Genomic DNA, 17,086 nt, shown 5'->3' with positions numbered 1-17,086 from the left:
TTCCTCCAAACCCCAACGAACCGACCGGTCGCCGGATCGCGGCCGGTCAGCGGGCGAACTCGATCGCCCGGGACTCCCGGACGACCGTGACGCGGATCTGGCCGGGATAGGTCAGCTCGTCCTCGACCTGCTTGGCGATGTCGCGGGCGATCACCTGCGCCTGGATGTCGTCGACCGCGTCGGGCTTCACCATCACCCGGATCTCGCGGCCCGCCTGCATCGCGAAGACCTTCTCCACGCCCTCGTGCCGGTCGCGGGCGATCTCCTCCAGCCGCTCCAGCCGCTTGACGTAGGCCTCCAGCGACTCGCGGCGCGCCCCCGGCCGGCTGCCGCTCACCGCGTCGGCGGCCTGGGTGAGCACGGCCTCCACGGTCCGGACCTCGACCTCGTTGTGGTGCGCCTCGATCGCGTGGACGACGTCCTCGTGCTCGCCGTAGCGGCGGGCGATCTCGGCGCCGATCAGCGCGTGGCTGCCCTCCACCTCGTGCGTGAGCGCCTTGCCGATGTCGTGGAGCAGCGTGCACCGCTTGGCGACCTCCACCGGCAGCCGCAGCTCGCCCGCCATGATCCCCGCGATGTGCGCGGACTCGATCAGGTGCTTGAGCACGTTCTGCCCGTAGGACGTCCGGTACCGCAGCTGGCCGAGCAGCGCGATCAGCTCCGGGTGCATGTCGGCGATGCCGACCTCGACCAGGGCGTCCTCGCCGGCGCGGACGCACAGCTGCTCGACGTCGCTGCGGCTGCGCTCGTAGATCTCCTCGATCCGCTGCGGGTGGATCCGGCCGTCCAGGACGAGCTTCTCCAGCGTCAGGCGCCCGACCTCGCGCCGCACGGGGTCGAAGCAGCTCAGCAGAACCGCCTCCGGCGTGTCGTCGATGATGAGGTTCACGCCCGTGGTGGTCTCGAAGGCGCGGATGTTGCGCCCCTCGCGGCCGATGATGCGGCCCTTCATCTCGTCGCTCGGCAGGTGCAGGACCGACACCACCGACTCGGCCGTCTGCTCGCTGGCGACCCGCTGGATCGCCAGCGTCACGATCTTGCGGGCGCGCTTGTCGCCCTCCGCCCTGGCCGCGTTCTCGATCTCCCGGACGATCGGGATCGACTCCCGCTTCGCCTGGTTCTCGATCGCCGCGACGAGCTCGCCCTTGGCCTGCTCGGCGGTCAGCCCGGCCGCCTGCTCCAGGACCTTGCGGCGCTCCTCGGCGATGCCGTCGAGCTCCCGCCCGCGGGCCTCCAGCGCCTTCTTGGTCTCGGCGAGCCGCCCCTGCCACTCCTCCAGGCGGCGCACCTCGGTGTCGAGCCGCTGCTCCCGCTCGGCGAGCCGCGCCTCCCGGCGCTCCAGGTCCTCCCGGACGGTGCGGAGGTCGTCCCGGAGGGTCCGGCCCTCCTCGTCGAGCTCGGCGCGCCCGGCGGCGGCGGTCTGCTGCGCCTCACGCTCGGCCTTCTCCAGGACGGCCCGCGCGTCCTTCGCGGCCCTCTCCCTGATCTCGTCCGCCTCGCCCTGCGCCCGGGCCATCTCGGCCGCGGCCCTCCCGGGCGTGCCGGGGCGCCGCACCAGAACGATCACGAGAGCGACCAGGGTCACCAGCAGCGCTGCACCCAGCAGGACGCTCTCCATGAGGCAGATCCTTCCTCGCCGCGGGCCCGTCCGGAGTACAGGCCCTGCCTAGCGAGGACTTACTCGCGCGCACGGATGCACGACATCGCGGGACGGCGCGGCGGCGCGCCCCGGCGATCCGGCCGAATCCGGTCGACGAAGCTGTCCTTTATGCCTCTCAGCTGCTGGAACGTGCTCGGTCGTATGGCAATCCGCGAGACGCGGAGTAACTCCTCACTGCCGTAACGGTAAGCGGCACAGAGGTAATGAGCAAGCAAACGACGGGCATTCCGGACTAACCGAACGTCGGCGTGACTCCTTCCTTACCGCCTCCCCTGACCCCCGTCCCCCGCTCCGACCTGCACCATCACACCGTCACCCGACCCCGCCTCCGGCCCCCCTTCCGGACACCGCCCCACCACCCCCGGCGTGTCGCCCCCACCCGCAAGACCCACCCGGCCGGTCAGTCACCACCGGCAGCAGATCCTTCGGGTCGGTGCCACCGCTGACCGAGGCCCTCCCTGTGGCCCTGCGAGACGCAACGAGCCGGTCAGCCGCCCAGGAGTGGGGAGACCCTCGGGGGTGCGACTCTTCACGGCCGACGGTCACGCGGCCCGCTCCAGCACCGGGAAACGGTCTGAGGACGCCTCCCACTCCCCGGAGTCCCCGGCCCGCCGCGGGGCGGCGGTGTTTTCTTTGGTGCCTTGCGCGGTGTGGCGGGTTGGTCAGTCGGGAGGGGCGGGGAGGGCTTCGGGGTCGGTGCCCTCTTCTGCCAGGGCTTCCTTGACCACTCGGTAGGCCAGGGCGGGTGAATAGCCCCTGCGGGCGAGCATGCCTACCAGGCGGCGCATGCGTTTGGCCGGGTCGGCGCCTCGGGTGGACGGGAGCTTGCGGGCGACCAGGGCGCGGGCCGTCTGCTCCTCCTGGTCGGGGTCCAGGGTCTCCACGGCGTCGTTGACGGTCTCGTTGGCAACGCCCCGGCGGCGGAGCTCGGCGGCGAGGGCCCGCTTGCCCAGGCCTCGGCCGGCGTGCCTGGACTGGACCCATGCCTGGGCGAAGGCCTCGTCGTCGATGAGGCCGACGTCGGTGAAGCGGCCCAGGACGCGTTCGGCGACGTCGTCGGGGATGTGCTTGCGCTGCAGGGCCTCCGCCAGCTGGGCCCGGGTGCGGGGGGAGGCGGACAGGAGGCGCAGGCAGATCTCGCGCGCCTTCGCCTCTGGGCCGTTCTCGCCCGCGGCCGTCACGGGGAGCCGGCGGGGGCGGAGGCCATGGGAGCGGCGGCGCCATCGGGGAAGTTCCGGGCACCGGTCGTGCGGTGCCGGGTAAGGCGCCGCCGCCCTGCATACGAGATCATCGCTTACTCTTCGTCAAGAGTCACCCGTCTCGGAGGATTCCTTGTCAGGAATCACCCGTTTTGGCGGCCTTGGCGCCCCTTTTCGCGGCGGGGGCCTTGACCGGGGCGGGAGCGGGAGGCTCGGGCGCGGCGCCGGCGGCGCCCGCGGCGCCCGCGGCGGCGGGCTCGGCCTCCTTGTCGACCTTCGGGCCGATGCCGAGCTTCTCCTTGATCTTCTTCTCGATGCCGTCGGCCAGGTCGGGGTTGGCCTTGAGGAAGTTGCGGGCGTTCTCCTTGCCCTGGCCGAGTTGGTCGCCGTCGTAGGTGTACCAGGCGCCGGACTTGCGGACGAAGCCGTGCTCCACGCCGAGGTCGATCAGGCCGCCCTCGCGGCTGATGCCCAGGCCGTAGAGGAGGTCGAAGTCGGCGACGCGGAAGGGCGGGGCCATCTTGTTCTTGACGACCTTGACGCGGACGCGGTTGCCGACGGCCTCGGTGCCGTCCTTGAGCGTCTCGATGCGGCGGACGTCGAGGCGGACGGAGGCGTAGAACTTCAGCGCGCGGCCGCCGGTGGTGGTCTCCGGGGAGCCGAACATGACGCCGACCTTCTCGCGGAGCTGGTTGATGAAGATGGCGGTGGTCTTGGTCTGGTTGATGGCGCCGGTGAGCTTGCGCAGGGCCTGCGACATGAGGCGGGCCTGGAGGCCGACGTGGCTGTCGCCCATCTCGCCCTCGATCTCGGCGCGGGGCACCAGCGCGGCGACGGAGTCGATGACGACGATGTCGATCGCGCCGGAGCGGATCAGCATGTCGGTGATCTCCAGGGCCTGCTCGCCGGTGTCGGGCTGGGAGACCAGCAGGGCGTCGATGTCGACGCCGAGCTTGGAGGCGTACTCGGGGTCGAGCGCGTGCTCCGCGTCGACGAAGGCGGCGATGCCGCCCATCCTCTGGATGCTCGCGACGGCGTGGAGCGCGATGGAGGTCTTGCCGGAGCCCTCGGGGCCGTACACCTCGACGACGCGGCCGCGCGGCAGGCCGCCGATGCCGAGGGCGATGTCGAGCGAGATCGCGCCGGTGGGGATCACCTCGACGGGCGCCCGCGCCTCCTCGCCCATCCGCATGACCGACCCCTTGCCGAACTGCCGCTCGATCTGGGCGAGTGCGGTCTCGAGAGCCTTCTCCCGGTCGTTCGCTGCCATGAGATGTCCTTCTCGTTGAGATGTGTCGGCTCTCGGCCGCTGCTTGCGATGTCGAGGGCGACGTTACGGCGGGCCACCGACACTTTCGACCGCGGCGCGGTCCGATGACGCCGCCGCGGGACCCGCCCAGCTTACCGAACATCCGTTCGATCATCGTCCCGCATGCCGATTTGCGGCGGAATCTCCGTGCGATCGATGGTCCCGACCCCGTAACCTGGCGGGGTTGACGGAGGGTTCCAATCATGACGCTGACCGTCCTCTTCTGCGTCGATCCGCTCCATCCCCGGCGCGTTGACCCCCACTTCGCCCGTGAGGCCGCCGCCGTGCGGGACCACTACGGCGAGATCGCACTCATCGACCACGACGCGCTGCGGCGCGGGGACGTCGAGGACGCGGTCGACGCGGCGCCCTCCGACCTGGGCCCGGTCTGGTACCGCGGGTGGATGCTCTCGGCGGAGGAGTACGGCGCGATGGCCGCCGCCCTGAAGCGCCGCGGAACGGTGCTCCTGACGCACCCGGACGACTACCGCCGCGCGCACGAGCTGCCGGGATGGCACGACACGTTCGCGGGGCTGACCCCGCACAGCGTCTGGCGCCCTCTCGGCACCGGCCAGGACCCCGGTCCCCTCGCCGAGCTGGGTGAGCTCGTCAGGCCGCTGCGCGGCGGGCCCGGTGTGGTCAAGGACTACGTGAAGTCGTGCAAGCACGAGTGGGAAGAGGCGTGCTTCGTCCCCGACGTGAAGAACCTCGCGCAACTGCACGACATCGCGGCGAAGATGGTCGCGCTGCGCGACGACCATCTGGCCGGCGGCCTCGTCGTGCGGGAGTTCGAGCAGTACGAGGAGGGCGAGGCGCGCGTGTGGTGGGTGGACGGCGAACCCGCCCTGGTGGGCCCGCATCCCGACAGCCCCGGCGTGGAGCTCGATCCGGACCTGGGCGCGGTGGCCCCCGCCGTCCGCGCCCTGGGGTGCCGGTTCATCACCACCGACCTGGCCCGCCGCGCGGACGGCGCCTGGCGCGTGGTGGAGGTCGGCGACGGCCAGGTCAGCGACCTGCCCTCGTCGGTGGACGCGATGGACCTCTACGCCCATCTCCCCGTGCCCGAATAGCAGTCGCACAGGTGATGTGGCCGTGATCGAACCGGATTAGGGTTTTCGCCGTCTCATCACCTGTGGCCCTCGGCCGCCGATCGATCCCTCCGCGAGAAGGACGTGTTCCCTTGCCCCCTCAGGAGCCCACTCGCCGGCTCAGCTCCCGCGCCGTGAAGGTGGGGATGGTGAGCGCCCTGTCGTTGACCCTCGTCGCCTGCGGTTCCGGTTCGACGACGGCGAGATGCGTGGACCGCAACGCGCCGGCCAAGGGCAAGGGCGGCTACAAGGTCGTCCCGGACGACAACTGCAACGCCGGCGACATCGACGACGGGGCCAACAACGCCTACAACCGCTACTTCTGGTACTACGGCGGGAAGAGCCGGTCCGGCTTCGTGTCCGGCGGCAGCCAGTACCGGCCCGAGGGGAAGATCAAGTCGAGTGGCGGGCGGACGCTGAGCCGCGGCGGGTTCGGCGGCGGCGGCCGGGGCGGGAGCTGACCCGTGCGCCGAGTCCGTTCCGCGCCGCGCGAGGGCTGGGCGGAGAAGGTCGAGGCGCACGGCCTGGCCTTCCACCGCACCGCGCACCCCGAGCATCTGACCCGGCCCTACTGGGACGAGTCCGTGCACTACGTCTTCGACATGGACGAGGTCCTGGCCCTCGAAGGCGTCGTCGAGGAACTGCACCGGATGTGCCTGGACGTGGTGGAGCACGTCGTGTCCACCGGTCGTTACCACGTCCTCGGCATCCCCGACTGGGTGGCGCCCCTGATCGAGGAGTCGTGGCGGCGCGGCGACCCGCACCTGTACGGGCGGTTCGATCTGCGCTACGACGGCAAGGGGCCCGCCAAGCTCCTGGAGTACAACGCCGATACGCCGACCGCGCTTGTGGAGAGCTCCGTCGTCCAGTGGTACTGGCTGCAGGACACCCACCCCGAGGACGACCAGTGGAACTCCATCCACGAGCGGTTCGTGGCGCGCTGGAAGGAGTTGGCGCCCACCGTGGGCGGCGGGCCCGTCCACTTCGCCTGGACCACCGGTGACGAGACCGGCGAGGAGGTCATGACGATCGCCTACATGCAGGAGACCGCCGAGGAGGCGGGCCTGCCCGGCGTGGCGATCGCCATGGAGGACATCGGCTGGGACCCCGCGCGCGGACGCTTCGTCGACCTCGACGAGCAAGCGATCGGGACGCTCTGCAAGCTCTACCCCTGGGAGTGGATCGTCGCCGAGCCGTTCGGGAGCAACATCCCGGGGACGCCGACGTCGTGGATAGAGCCGATCTGGAAGATGGTGCTCTCCAACAAGGCGCTGCTCGTTCTGCTGTGGGAGCTGTTCCCCGGCCACCCCAACCTGCTGCCCACCTACCTCAACACTCCGTCGAACCTGACGTCCTATGTGCAGAAGCCGCTGCTCGGGCGGGAGGGCGCGAGCATGCGCATCGTCACGCCGGACGGTTCCGAGCAGCGGACCCAGGGCGACTACGGCGCGGAGGGGTACGTCTTCCAGGAGTTCTGCGCGCTGCCGGAGTTCGACGGCGAACACCCCGTGCTCGGCGCGTGGGTGGTCCACGACGGGGCCGCAGGCATCGGTATCAGGGAGACGTCCGGGCTCATCACCGACGACACGTCGTCCTTCGTCCCGCACCGCATCGCGCTGTAGACGGCCCTAGCGCAGGGTCGCGGGGACGTCGAAGGTGGCCACGACCGCCTGCCAGACCTTCTTGGCGGATTCACCCTCAGCGAGGGCCTGTTCGATGGTGCGGCCGCCCAGCTCGGCCATGACGTAGTCCTTGGCCACGCTCTCGGCGTAGTGCTCGCCGAACTGCTGGTTCATCCGATCCCAGAAGAGTGTTAGCCGCACGTGTCCCACGCTATCCGACGGATGGTTCTCCCAGGGACCGCGTCACCTCGCCGGGCACCTCGGGGGCGCGGCCCTGGCGGTACTGGCGGTGCAGGCCCGTCAGGTACCGTTCGACGCCTTCGATGACCCGGGCCGTCCGGTAGGAGGGGAAGACGTCGAAGCCGTGCTGGGCGCCCTGCATCTCGGCGTAGAGGACGGGCGAGTCGGAGACCTCCCGCAGCCGCTCGACGAATCGGCGGGCCTCGACCACGGGGATGAGCGAGTCGCGGCTCCCGTGGATGACGAAGAAGGGCGGCGCGTCTTCGCGGACGTAGGTGACCGGGGACGCCTTGGCGTACGCCTCCTGGTTCTCCGCGAAGGGCTGCTTGATGACCATCCGTTCCATGAGGCGGGTGGTGCCGAAGGGGCGGGGAAACGTTCCCGGCTCGAAGAAGTTGTAGAAGCCGTAGAAGGGGACCGCGCCCTGCACCGTGGTGTCCGCGTCCTCGAAGCCCGGCTGGAATTCGGGGACGTTCGCGGTCAGGGCCACCATCGCGGTGAGGTGCCCTCCGGCCGACCCCCCGGTCACGCACAGGAAGTCGGGGTCTGCCCCGTACTCCTCGGCGTGCTCCTTGTACCAGGCGACGAAGTGCTTCAGGTCGATCAGGTGCTCCGGCCAGGTGGCGCGCGGGCTGAGCCGGTAGTTGACGTTGAAGCCGACCCATCCCTGGACGGCCATGTGGTTGAGCAGCGGCAGCCCTTGCTCGCGCTTGTCGCCGATCACCCAGGCTCCGCCATGGATCTGCATGAGCCCCGGGCGCAGCTCGCCGTCGGCGCGTTCGGCCGCGGGACGGAAGACGTCCAGTTTCAGGCGCAGGCGGCCTTCCTGCCGGTACACGACGTTGCGTTCGACGCGGACGCCCTTGCGCGGGACCAGGCACAGCGGGGGGACGATCAGGTGTCCGAGCGGGTAGCGCGGCGCGCCCTCCGGGTCCAGTTCGAGGGGAGCGCCGCTGTCCCGGAGGGTGACGACCGTCCGGCGGGAAGCCGCGAGGGTGGCCGCGACGCCCGCCATGCCGAGGACCGCCAGGGCGAGCCCGGTCCAGCCCGCCCAGCCTTCCAGTCCCCCGAAGGCCGCGGCCAGGGCCGCGGCGGCGGCCCAGGTGACCAGGACGTGCGGTGCCAGCTCGATCGTGAGCCAGCCCGCGAAGAAGCTCGCGGTGAGGAGGCCGGGGCTGCGCCGCGGGGCGTACGCGTTGGCCGCCGTCAGGGCGAACAGGACGCCCAGGGCGAGGAGGACGTAAGGCATCGCTACTCCCTTGCGGAACGTGGGCCTGCCCGCTCCACCATGACCATACAAGCGCTTGCTTACAATAGTTCCCGCGGGGAGGAGCGCCCCCCGCACCCCCCGGTTCGCTTCGCTCCTCCGTGTGAGCCGCGCCACGCCCGCGCATTCTGTCCGACCCGCAAGGCAGTATGGCGACATGGGCGGTGACGTGCTCGAACGTTTCTCCCCGGCGACCCGCGCCTGGTTCACCGGGGCCTTCGCCGCACCCACACCCGCGCAGGCCGGGGCGTGGGAGTCCATCGCCGGCGGCGACAACACGCTGGTCGTGGCCCCCACCGGGTCCGGCAAGACCCTGGCGGCCTTCCTGTGGTCCCTCGACCGGCTCGGCACCGAAGCCCTTCCGGAAGACCCCCTGCACCGCTGCCGCGTCCTGTACGTGTCGCCGCTGAAGGCCCTCGCCGTCGATGTCGAGCGCAACCTGCGCGCCCCGCTGGCCGGCATCCGCCACGCGGCGCGGCGCCTCGGCCTGCCCGAGCCGGACGTCCGCGTGGGCATGCGGTCGGGCGACACCCCGGCCGACGAGCGCCGCCGCCTGGCCGTCAGGCCGCCCGACATCCTGATCACGACGCCCGAGTCGCTGTTCCTGATCCTCACCTCGCGGGCGCGCGAGTCGCTGCGCGGGGTGGAGACCGTCATCGTCGACGAGGTGCACGCCGTGGCGGGCACCAAGCGCGGCGCGCATCTCGCGCTGTCCCTCGAACGGCTGGACGCGCTCCTCGAACGCCCCGCCCAGCGCGTCGGCCTGTCGGCGACGGTCCGCCCCGCGGACGAGGTGGCGGCGTTCCTGGGCGGGCCGAGGCCCGCCGCCGTCGTCCAGCCGCCTTCGGAGAAGGTGTTCGAGCTCGACATCGTCGTCCCGGTGGAGGACATGGGCGAGGTCGGCCGGTTCGTCGACGACTCGGGGACGCCCGACCCCCGCCAGCGCAGCATCTGGCCCCACGTGGAAGACCGCCTGCTCGACCTGATCCAGGCGCATCGCTCGACGCTCGTGTTCGCCAACTCCCGGCGCCTGGCCGAGAGGCTGTGCGGACGGCTGAACGAACTCGCCTACGAGCGCGCCGCAGGCGAGCCCCTGCCGGAGGACCACTCCCCCGCGGCGACGATGGCCCAGGCGGGCGCCGCCAAGGGGGCGCCCACGGAGATCGCCAGGGCGCACCACGGCTCCGTCTCCAAGGAGGAGCGGGCCGGTATCGAGAACGCCCTGAAGGAGGGCCGGCTGCCCGCGGTCGTGGCGACGTCCAGCCTGGAGCTGGGCATCGACATGGGCGCGGTGGACCTGGTCGTCCAGGTGGAGTCGCCGCCGTCGGTCGCCAACGGGCTCCAGCGGGTCGGGCGCGCCGGCCACCAGGTCGGCGCCGTGTCCAAGGGCGTCATCTTCCCCAAGTACCGGGGCGACCTCGTGCAGACGGCCGTGGTGGCCGAACGCATGCGCGGCGGCGAGATCGAGGAGCTCAGGTACCCGCGCAACCCCCTCGACGTCCTGGCCCAGCAGATCGTCGCGATGGTCTCCATGGACGAGTGGACGGTCGACGACCTCGAATCCCTCGTCAAGCGCGCCGCCCCCTACGCCACGCTTCCCCGGTCGGCGCTGGAGGCGTCCCTGGACATGCTCGCCGGGCGCTATCCCAGCGACGAGTTCGGCGAACTCCGTCCCCGTCTTGTCTGGGACCGCGTGACCGGCGTGCTGCGCGACCGTCCGGGCGCCCAGCGGCTCGCCGTGACCAGTGGCGGGACGATTCCGGACCGCGGCCTGTTCGGGGTGTTCCTCGTCGGCGAGAAGGCGTCGCGCGTAGGCGAACTCGACGAGGAGATGGTGTACGAGTCGCGCGTGGGCGACGTGTTCGTCCTCGGTGCGAGCTCATGGCGGATCGAGGACATCACCCCCGACCGCGTGCTCGTCTCCCCCGCCCCGGGCCAGCCCGGCAAGCTGCCGTTCTGGCATGGCGACACGCTGGGGCGTCCGGCCGAACTGGGCCGCGCGCTCGGTTCGTTCACCCGCGAGCTGGCCCGGCTGCCCCAGGAGGAGGCGCAGGAGCGCGTCACCTCGGCCGGCCTGGACGACTGGGCTTCCGCCAACCTCGTCTCCTACCTGACCGAGCAGCGTGAGGCCACCGGTCACGTACCCGACGACCGCACTATGGTCGTCGAACGGTTCCGCGACGAGCTCGGCGACTGGCGCATGGTCGTCCACTCGCCGCTGGGCGCTCGTGTGCACGCTCCCTGGGCGCTCGCCATAGCCGGCCGCCTGCGCGAGCGGTACGGCGTCGACGCTCAGGCCATGCACGCCGACGACGGCATCGTCATCCGCATCCCGGACATGGACGAGCCCCCCGGCCTCGACCTCGCCGTCTTCGACGCCGACGACATCGAGCGCATCGTCGTCGACGAGCTGGGCGGGTCGGCGCTGTTCGCCGCCCGGTTCCGCGAGTGCGCGGCGCGCTCGCTGCTGCTCCCCCGCCGCCGTCCCGACAAGCGCATGCCCCTGTGGCAGCAGCGCCAGCGCGCCGCGCAGCTCCTGGCCGTGGCGAGCAAGTACCCGTCGTTCCCGATCGTGCTGGAGACCATGCGCGAGTGCCTGCAGGACGTGTTCGACGTCCCGGGCCTGGTGCAGCTCATGCGCGACCTGTCCGGACGCAAGGTCCGCATGGTGGAGGTGGAGACCTCCGAGCCGTCCCCCTACGCGCGTTCCCTGCTGTTCCACTACGTCGGCGCGTTCATGTACGAAGGCGACTCGCCCCTCGCGGAGCGCCGCGCGCAGGCCCTGGCGCTCGACTCGGCGCTCCTCGCCGAACTGCTCGGCCAGGCCGATCTGCGCGAGCTGCTCGATCCCGACGCCGTCGCCGAGACCGAACGCGAACTCCAGCGCCTCGCCTCCGACCGCCGGGCCCGTGACATGGAGGGCGTCGCCGACCTCCTCCGCACGCTCGGCCCCCTCAGCACGGCCGAAGCGGCCGAGCGCACACTGCCCGCGAGCCTCGGCGCCCCACCGGACGAGACCGCGGCCACGGCGGGTGACGAAGAGACCGCCGCGGTCAGCGAGCCCGTCCCGGACGGGGTGCTGGTCCAGGTGTCGCGGTGGCTGGCGGAGCTCGAGGCGACACGGCGGGCGATCCGCGTGCGGATCGCCGGGGAGGAGCGCTGGGCCGCCATCGAGGACGCCGCCCGGCTCCGGGACGCGCTCGGCGCGCCGCTGCCGGTGGGGGTCCCGGAGGCGTTCCTCGAACCGGTCGACGACCCGCTCGGCGACCTGGTCTCCCGGTACGCGCGCACGCACGGGCCGTTCCGGGCGGCCGAGGCCGCCGCGCGCTTCGGGCTGGGCGTCGCCGTGGTCGTCGAGACGCTGCGGCGGCTGTCGGGCGCGGGCCGGGTCGTCGAGGGGGAGTTCCTCCCGGTCGGTTCCGTGACGGGCCCGCTGACGACCGAGTGGTGCGACAGCGGCGTGCTGCGGATGCTCCGGCGGCGTTCCCTGGCGCGCCTGCGCGCCGAGGTCGAGCCGTCCCCGCCGGAGGCGCTCGGCCGGTTCCTGCCGGTCTGGCACGGCATCTCGGGCGGGTCGCGGCTGCGGGGCATCGACGCGCTCGTCCAGGCGATCGAGCAGCTGCAGGGCGCGGCGGTCCCCGCCTCCGCGCTGGAGTCGCTGGTCCTGCCGTCGCGGGTGCCCGGCTACACCCCGGCCATGCTCGACGAGCTGACCTCGGCCGGCGAGGTCGTGTGGGCGGGCCAGGGAGGGCTGCCGGGCGGCGACGGCTGGGTGGCCCTGTACCTGGCCGACACCGCCCCGCTGCTCATGCCGGCCCCGGCCGAGATCACGCTCACGCCGGTGCACCAGGCCGTCCTCGACGCCCTCGGCGACGGCGGCGCGCTGTTCTTCCGGACGCTGTCCGACCGCGTGAACAAGCAGGCCACCGCCAACGACGCCGACCTCGTCACCGCCGTGTGGGACCTCGTCTGGGCGGGCCACCTCACCAACGACACGCTGGCCCCGCTGCGGTCCGCGCTCGGGTCGGGCCGTCCGACGCACCGTTCCCGGACGACGCGCCGCGGACGTCCCGTCCTGCCGTCCCGGACGGGTCCGCCCACGGTCGCCGGACGCTGGTGGCCGCTCCCCGAGCGCGAGCCCGCCGCGACCCTGCGCTCCCACGCGCTCGCCGAGGCGCTCCTGGAGCGGTACGGCATCGTCATCCGCGGCGCCGTCGCCGCCGAACGCACCCCCGGCGGCTTCTCCGCCGTCTACCCGGTCCTGCGCGCGTTCGAGGAGACGGGGCGCTGCCGGCGCGGCTACTTCGTCGAGGGCCTGGGGGCCGCCCAGTTCGCGCTGCCGGGCGCCGTCGACCGGCTCCGGGCGCTCCGCCCGGCGGCGGCCGCCGCACCGGACGACATCTCCGCCCTCTGGGAGACGCCCGGCAAACCCGCGGTCCGCGCGCTCGTGCTCGCGGCGGCCGATCCCGCCAACCCGTACGGCGCGGCGCTGCCCTGGCCGGAGCGCGCCGACGAGGTCGCCAGCGGCCACAAGCCGGGCCGCAAGGCCGGCGCGCTCGTCGTCCTGGTCGAGGGGCGCCTCGTCCTCTACGTCGAGCGCGGCGGGCGGACGCTCCTGACCTGGGACGACGATCCCGGCGTCCTGCAGCCGGCCGTCGACGCGCTCGCCCTGGCCGTCCGCGAGGGGGCGCTCGGCAAGCTGACCGTGGAGCGCGCCGACGGCGAGGCGATCGGCGACTCCCCGCTGGCCGCCGCGCTCGAGTCGGCCGGGTTCCATCCCACGCCTCGCGGACTGCGGCTGCGCTCCTGACCGCCCGAGCCCCGAAGCGCGACGGTCACGGCGGCGGCGCATACGAGCACGCCCAGGAGTGACGGCAGGGTGAGCGTGCTGCCGAACATCAGCCATCCCCACAGCATCGTCGTGGGCGGTGTCAGGTAGAGCAGGGCGGACACGCGCGCGACCCCTGTGCGCCGGACGTTGACCCAGTACAGCCCGTACCCGCCGAACATCGCCAGCACGACGAGGATGGCGATGGCGGTCCAGAACGCGGGGTCGGCCGGCGGAACCAGTGAGCCGTCCACGCCGGCGAAGCCCGAGAACACCACGGCGCTCACGCCGGCCTGGACGGCCAGCGCCTCCGGGAGCTCCAGCGAGGGGCGCGTGCGGCGTTCGACGAGGGTGGCGCCGACGAGGGAGAGCATGGCGGCGAAGGGAAGCGCGTACGCCCAGGCCGGGGCGTCCGCGCTCAGGTCGCCGCCGACGACGAGGGCGACGCCGCCGAGACCGGCGGCGAACCCGGCGAGCTGCCGGCGGCCGACCGGTTCGCCGAGCAGAGGCGCGGCGAGCGCGATCGCGACGAGCGGCTGCAACGCCGTGATCAGGCTGTTGACGCCCTCCACGACGCCGTGCTCGGCGGCGAGGAACACGCCGGAGAGGTAGCCGACCTGGCCCAGCGTCCCGATCAGGGCGTGCAGGGCCAGGTCCCGGGGCGGGATCCGGCGGCGGCGCCACAGCAGCCAGATGCCGAGCGCGCCCGCGCCGATGACGAACCGCCAGGCCAGCAGCGCGCTCGCGGGCGCGCTGCGGGTGCCGAGCTCGGCGCCGACGAACCCGGAGCTCCACATGACGACGAACGCGGCGCCCAGCAGGGCGTCCGATCGGCGGATGTCCACTGGCCCTCCCGAGGTATACATACCGGTATACCTACAACGTAGCCATACCGGTATGTATACTCCGAGTCACCCCCGAGGAAGGAGCCGAGATGCCCGCGCACGACCGGCCGCTCACCCCCGCCGCCCGGCGGGTCCTCCAGGCCGCGAGCGAGCTGTTCTACGAGCGCGGCATCGGCTCGGTCGGCATGGAGCTGATCGCCGCCGAGGCGGGCGTCACGAAGAAGACCGTCTACGACCGATTCGGCTCGAAGGACGCGCTGATCCTGGCCTACCTGCGGGCCCGCGACGAGCGGTGGCGCACCTTCACGACCGGCCGGATCGCCGAGGCCGGCGGCGCCCGCGAGCGGGTGCTCGCCACCTTCGACGCCCTCGGCGAGTGGATGGCCGCCGAGTGCGGGCGCGGATGCTCGATGGTGAACGCCTGCGCCGAGCTGCCCGACCCGTCCCACCCGGTCCACGGGGCGGCCGCCGAGCAGAAGGCGTGGGTGCGCGCCCTCTACGCCGGCCTGGTGGGCGACGGCGTGCTGGCCGACCAGCTGCTCATCCTGCACGAGGGCGCGATCGTGGCCTTCAGCGTGGCCGGCGTCCGCGACGCGGCGGCCCTCGCCCGCGCCGCCGCCGAGGCGATCGTGCCCCGGGAGCTCAGCGCCGCCGCCCCCTGAACATGTTGATCAGCCCGCGCAGGGCCCGCTCGTCCAGGGACCCGAACGGGTTGTCGTGGACGAGGTAGGTCCAGGTCGCCGACGGCCGCTTCAGCCCCGCGGAGTCGAGGTCGACGCCGTCCTCGGAGGCGGTGAGGGCCTCGAAGGCGGCCACGGACCGCTTCCGCGCGTCGGACAGGAGCCGCTTGCCCGCCGGGACGGCCTCCCGGTTGAACTCGACCAGCGGGTCCAGGCCGCGGCCGAGCGACCGCAGGTGGATGCCCTCGCGCAGGTCGGCGAGGAAAGCCAGGTGCTCGGCCCAGCAGCGGTCCAGCTGGTACAGGACGATCTGCCGGGCGGCGCCGGCCACCGCCTCCGCGCCCGCGATCGCGGTGAGCTCGGCGTGCCGGTCCGGGGCGTCGGCCGCCATGGCCTTGTCGGCGGCGTCGCCGTGCAGGACGGCGTCGCGCTCGGCGAGCACCTCCCGCCGCTGGAGCCCGATCAGGTGGTTGTACCGCCACGTGTTGCGGTGCAGCTCCAGGTCGACGCCCTCCGCGACGCGCTGGGCGTGGCCGACGATCCAGTGCGCGCCCTTGTCGGTGATGAGCCCGTCGTCTCCGGCGGGCGCCTTCGACTCCTCGTCCGGCGCGTAGCGGGTGACGAGGTCGTCCTGGAGGCTGGTGAAGAACACCGAGCCGCCGGGGTCGCCCTGCCGTCCGGCCCGGCCCCTGAGCTGGTCGTCCAGGCGGCTGCTGTGGTAGCGGCCCGTCCCGATGACCAGCAGGCCGCCGGCGCGCGCGACCCGGTCGTGGTCGGCGCCGTCCCGCTCGGCCGGGGCCGTGCCCGGGGCGGACGGCGAGGGGCTGCCGCCCAGCCGGATGTCGGTGCCCCGGCCGGCCATCTGGGTGGAGACGGTGATCGCGCCGTACGCGCCCGCCTCCGCGATGATCGCGGCCTCCTCGGCGTCGTTCTTGGCGTTGAGGACGACCCGGTCGAGCCCGGCGCGGGCCAGCCGGCGGGCCAGCCGCTCGGACTCGGCGACGTCGCCCGTCCCGACCAGCACCGGACGCCCCTCGGCGTGCGCGGCGGCGATCTCCTCGACGATCGCGACCTCCTTGTCGGCGGCGGTCGCGTAGAGGCGGTCCGGCTCGTCCTCGCGGACGCACGGCCGGTTCGGCGGGACGACCGCGATCGGCAGCGAGTAGAACTCGGTCAGCTGCCCGGCTACGGCCATCGCGGTGCCCGTCATGCCGCACCGGACGGGATAGCGCCCGATCAGCTCCTGCACGGTGATCGAGTCGAGGATCTCCCCGCTCGGGGAGGCGTCCAGGGCCTCCTTCGCCTCGACCGCCGCCTGCAGGCCGTCCGGCCAGCGCTGCAGCAGGGCGACCCGGCCCCGCGACTCGCTGACCAGCTTCACCGCGCCGTCGCGGACGATGTAGTCCACGTCGCGGTGCAGCAGGACCTCCGCGTGCAGCGCCACGTTCACCGCGGTGAGCGCGGCGAGGTTCTCCGGCGCGTAGAGGTCGAGCCCGAGGGCGCGCTCCACCTCGCGCGCCCCGGCCGCCGTGAGCTGGACGTTGCGCGCCTCGTCGTCGGTGGCGTAGTGCAGCCCGGGGCGCAGCCGCCGGACCAGGTCGGCGTGCCGCGGATCGGCGGCGTCGAGGTCGGCGGCGCCCGCGAGCACGAGCGGCACCATGGCCTCGTCCACCAGCACCGAGTCGGCCTCGTCGATCAGCGCGACGGACGGCTCGGGCAGCACGAGGTCGGCGGCGCCGGTGGCGAGCCGGTCCCGGAGCAGGTCGAACCCGACCTCGCTGACCGGCGCGTACGTCACGTCCGCCCGGTAGGCCTCGCGCCGCTCGGCGGGGGTGGACGATTGGCCGACCCAGGCGACGGTGACGCCCAGCATCGCGTAGAGCGGGCCCATCCACTCGGCGTCGCGCCGCGCCAGGTAGTCGTTGACCGACATCACGTGGACCCGGTGGCCGCGCAGCGCGTGCCCGGCCGCCGCCAGGGCGCCCGCCAGGGTCTTGCCCTCGCCGGTGGCCATCTCGGCGACGTGCCCCGACAGCATCGCGAGCGTTCCGAGGAGCTGCACGTCGAAGGGCCGCTCCCCCAGGGTCCGCCGGGCGGCCTCCCGGCCGAGGGCGCACAGCTCCGCGAGGTCCTCCTTCCGGCGGAGGGCGGACGCGGCGGCGGTCAGCTCCGCGTCCGGCAGCTCCCGGACGCGGGACTCGCGCGCCGCCGCCTCGTCCACCAGGGCGCGCAGCGGCGCGAGATCGACGCTTCCCGGCTTCTGGACGAGGCGCCGCAGACGGTCACGCAGCGCCATGAAGTCCCCTCGGTTCGTCGCTCACGGTTCCCCCAACGGGCGGGTAGAAGTC

11 protein-coding genes and 1 pseudogene are annotated in these 17,086 nt (G+C 72.9%); 5 read left to right on the top strand and 7 right to left on the bottom strand.

Annotated features, from left to right (window positions below; genetic code table 11):
- Window positions 1–46: 46 nt before the first annotated feature.
- The 3 genes from rny to recA form a co-directional block, all read right to left on the bottom strand.
- Entirely contained in the window at window positions 47–1,618 is a 1,572-nt protein-coding gene (rny, locus tag AB0C87_RS39800) for a ribonuclease Y (RefSeq protein WP_360581767.1), read from the bottom strand.
- 704 nt (window positions 1,619–2,322) lie between these two features.
- Complete coding sequence (locus AB0C87_RS39795; RefSeq protein ID WP_345174315.1) at window positions 2,323–2,841, bottom strand: regulatory protein RecX; 519 nt, start codon at window positions 2,839–2,841, stop codon at window positions 2,323–2,325.
- Between the two features lie 154 nt (window positions 2,842–2,995).
- Window positions 2,996–4,129 carry a recombinase RecA gene (gene recA / locus AB0C87_RS39790; protein WP_353833601.1) on the bottom strand — a complete coding sequence of 378 codons (1,134 nt, stop codon included), beginning with the start codon at window positions 4,127–4,129 and terminating at the stop codon, window positions 2,996–2,998.
- Window positions 4,130–4,371: 242 nt separating this feature from the next.
- Here recA and AB0C87_RS39785 point away from each other — a divergent pair, with 242 nt between their 5' ends.
- From AB0C87_RS39785 to AB0C87_RS39775, 3 genes are all read left to right on the top strand, one after another.
- Window positions 4,372–5,238: an ATP-grasp domain-containing protein gene (locus AB0C87_RS39785; protein WP_345174310.1), complete on the top strand. Its 867-nt coding sequence runs from the start codon at window positions 4,372–4,374 to the stop codon at window positions 5,236–5,238.
- A gap of 110 nt (window positions 5,239–5,348) precedes the next feature.
- Entirely contained in the window at window positions 5,349–5,717 is a 369-nt protein-coding gene (locus AB0C87_RS39780; protein WP_345174308.1) for a hypothetical protein, read from the top strand.
- A 3-nt stretch (window positions 5,718–5,720) separates the two neighbouring features.
- Window positions 5,721–6,878, top strand: a complete 1,158-nt coding sequence (locus AB0C87_RS39775; RefSeq protein WP_345174305.1) for a glutathionylspermidine synthase family protein — start codon at window positions 5,721–5,723, stop codon at window positions 6,876–6,878.
- A gap of 6 nt (window positions 6,879–6,884) precedes the next feature.
- Here AB0C87_RS39775 and AB0C87_RS39770 read toward each other — a convergent pair whose 3' ends face one another.
- Together AB0C87_RS39770 and AB0C87_RS39765 are read right to left on the bottom strand one after the other, a co-directional pair.
- Window positions 6,885–7,079: a DUF3046 domain-containing protein gene (locus tag AB0C87_RS39770; protein WP_345174304.1), complete on the bottom strand. Its 195-nt coding sequence runs from the start codon at window positions 7,077–7,079 to the stop codon at window positions 6,885–6,887.
- A 10-nt stretch (window positions 7,080–7,089) separates the two neighbouring features.
- Window positions 7,090–8,367 (bottom strand): alpha/beta hydrolase, encoded by a 1,278-nt coding sequence (locus AB0C87_RS39765; RefSeq protein ID WP_360581766.1) that lies wholly within the window; start codon window positions 8,365–8,367, stop codon window positions 7,090–7,092.
- A gap of 175 nt (window positions 8,368–8,542) precedes the next feature.
- On the opposite strand from AB0C87_RS39765, the gene AB0C87_RS39760 reads away from it, so the two are divergent.
- Entirely contained in the window at window positions 8,543–13,195 is a 4,653-nt protein-coding gene (locus tag AB0C87_RS39760) for a DEAD/DEAH box helicase (protein ID WP_360581765.1), read from the top strand.
- A gap of 77 nt (window positions 13,196–13,272) precedes the next feature.
- On the opposite strand, the pseudogene AB0C87_RS39755 reads toward AB0C87_RS39760, so the two are convergent.
- Window positions 13,273–14,010: pseudogene (locus tag AB0C87_RS39755) on the bottom strand (DMT family transporter); the annotation flags it as partial.
- A gap of 137 nt (window positions 14,011–14,147) precedes the next feature.
- On the opposite strand from AB0C87_RS39755, the gene AB0C87_RS39750 reads away from it, so the two are divergent.
- Window positions 14,148–14,720 carry a helix-turn-helix domain-containing protein gene (locus AB0C87_RS39750; RefSeq protein ID WP_360581764.1) on the top strand — a complete coding sequence of 191 codons (573 nt, stop codon included), beginning with the start codon at window positions 14,148–14,150 and terminating at the stop codon, window positions 14,718–14,720.
- On the opposite strand, the gene secA2 is transcribed toward AB0C87_RS39750, so the two are convergent.
- Entirely contained in the window at window positions 14,701–17,034 is a 2,334-nt protein-coding gene (gene secA2, locus AB0C87_RS39745; protein WP_360581763.1) for an accessory Sec system translocase SecA2, read from the bottom strand. The genes AB0C87_RS39750 and secA2 overlap by 20 nt on opposite strands.
- Window positions 17,035–17,086 lie beyond the last annotated feature (52 nt).

Origin of the sequence: Actinomadura sp. NPDC048021 (assembly GCF_040653135.1) — a bacterium.
GTDB classification, from domain to species: Bacteria; Actinomycetota; Actinomycetes; order Streptosporangiales; family Streptosporangiaceae; genus Spirillospora; species Spirillospora verrucosospora.
This window is presented reverse-complemented; position numbering and strand designations above follow the sequence as displayed.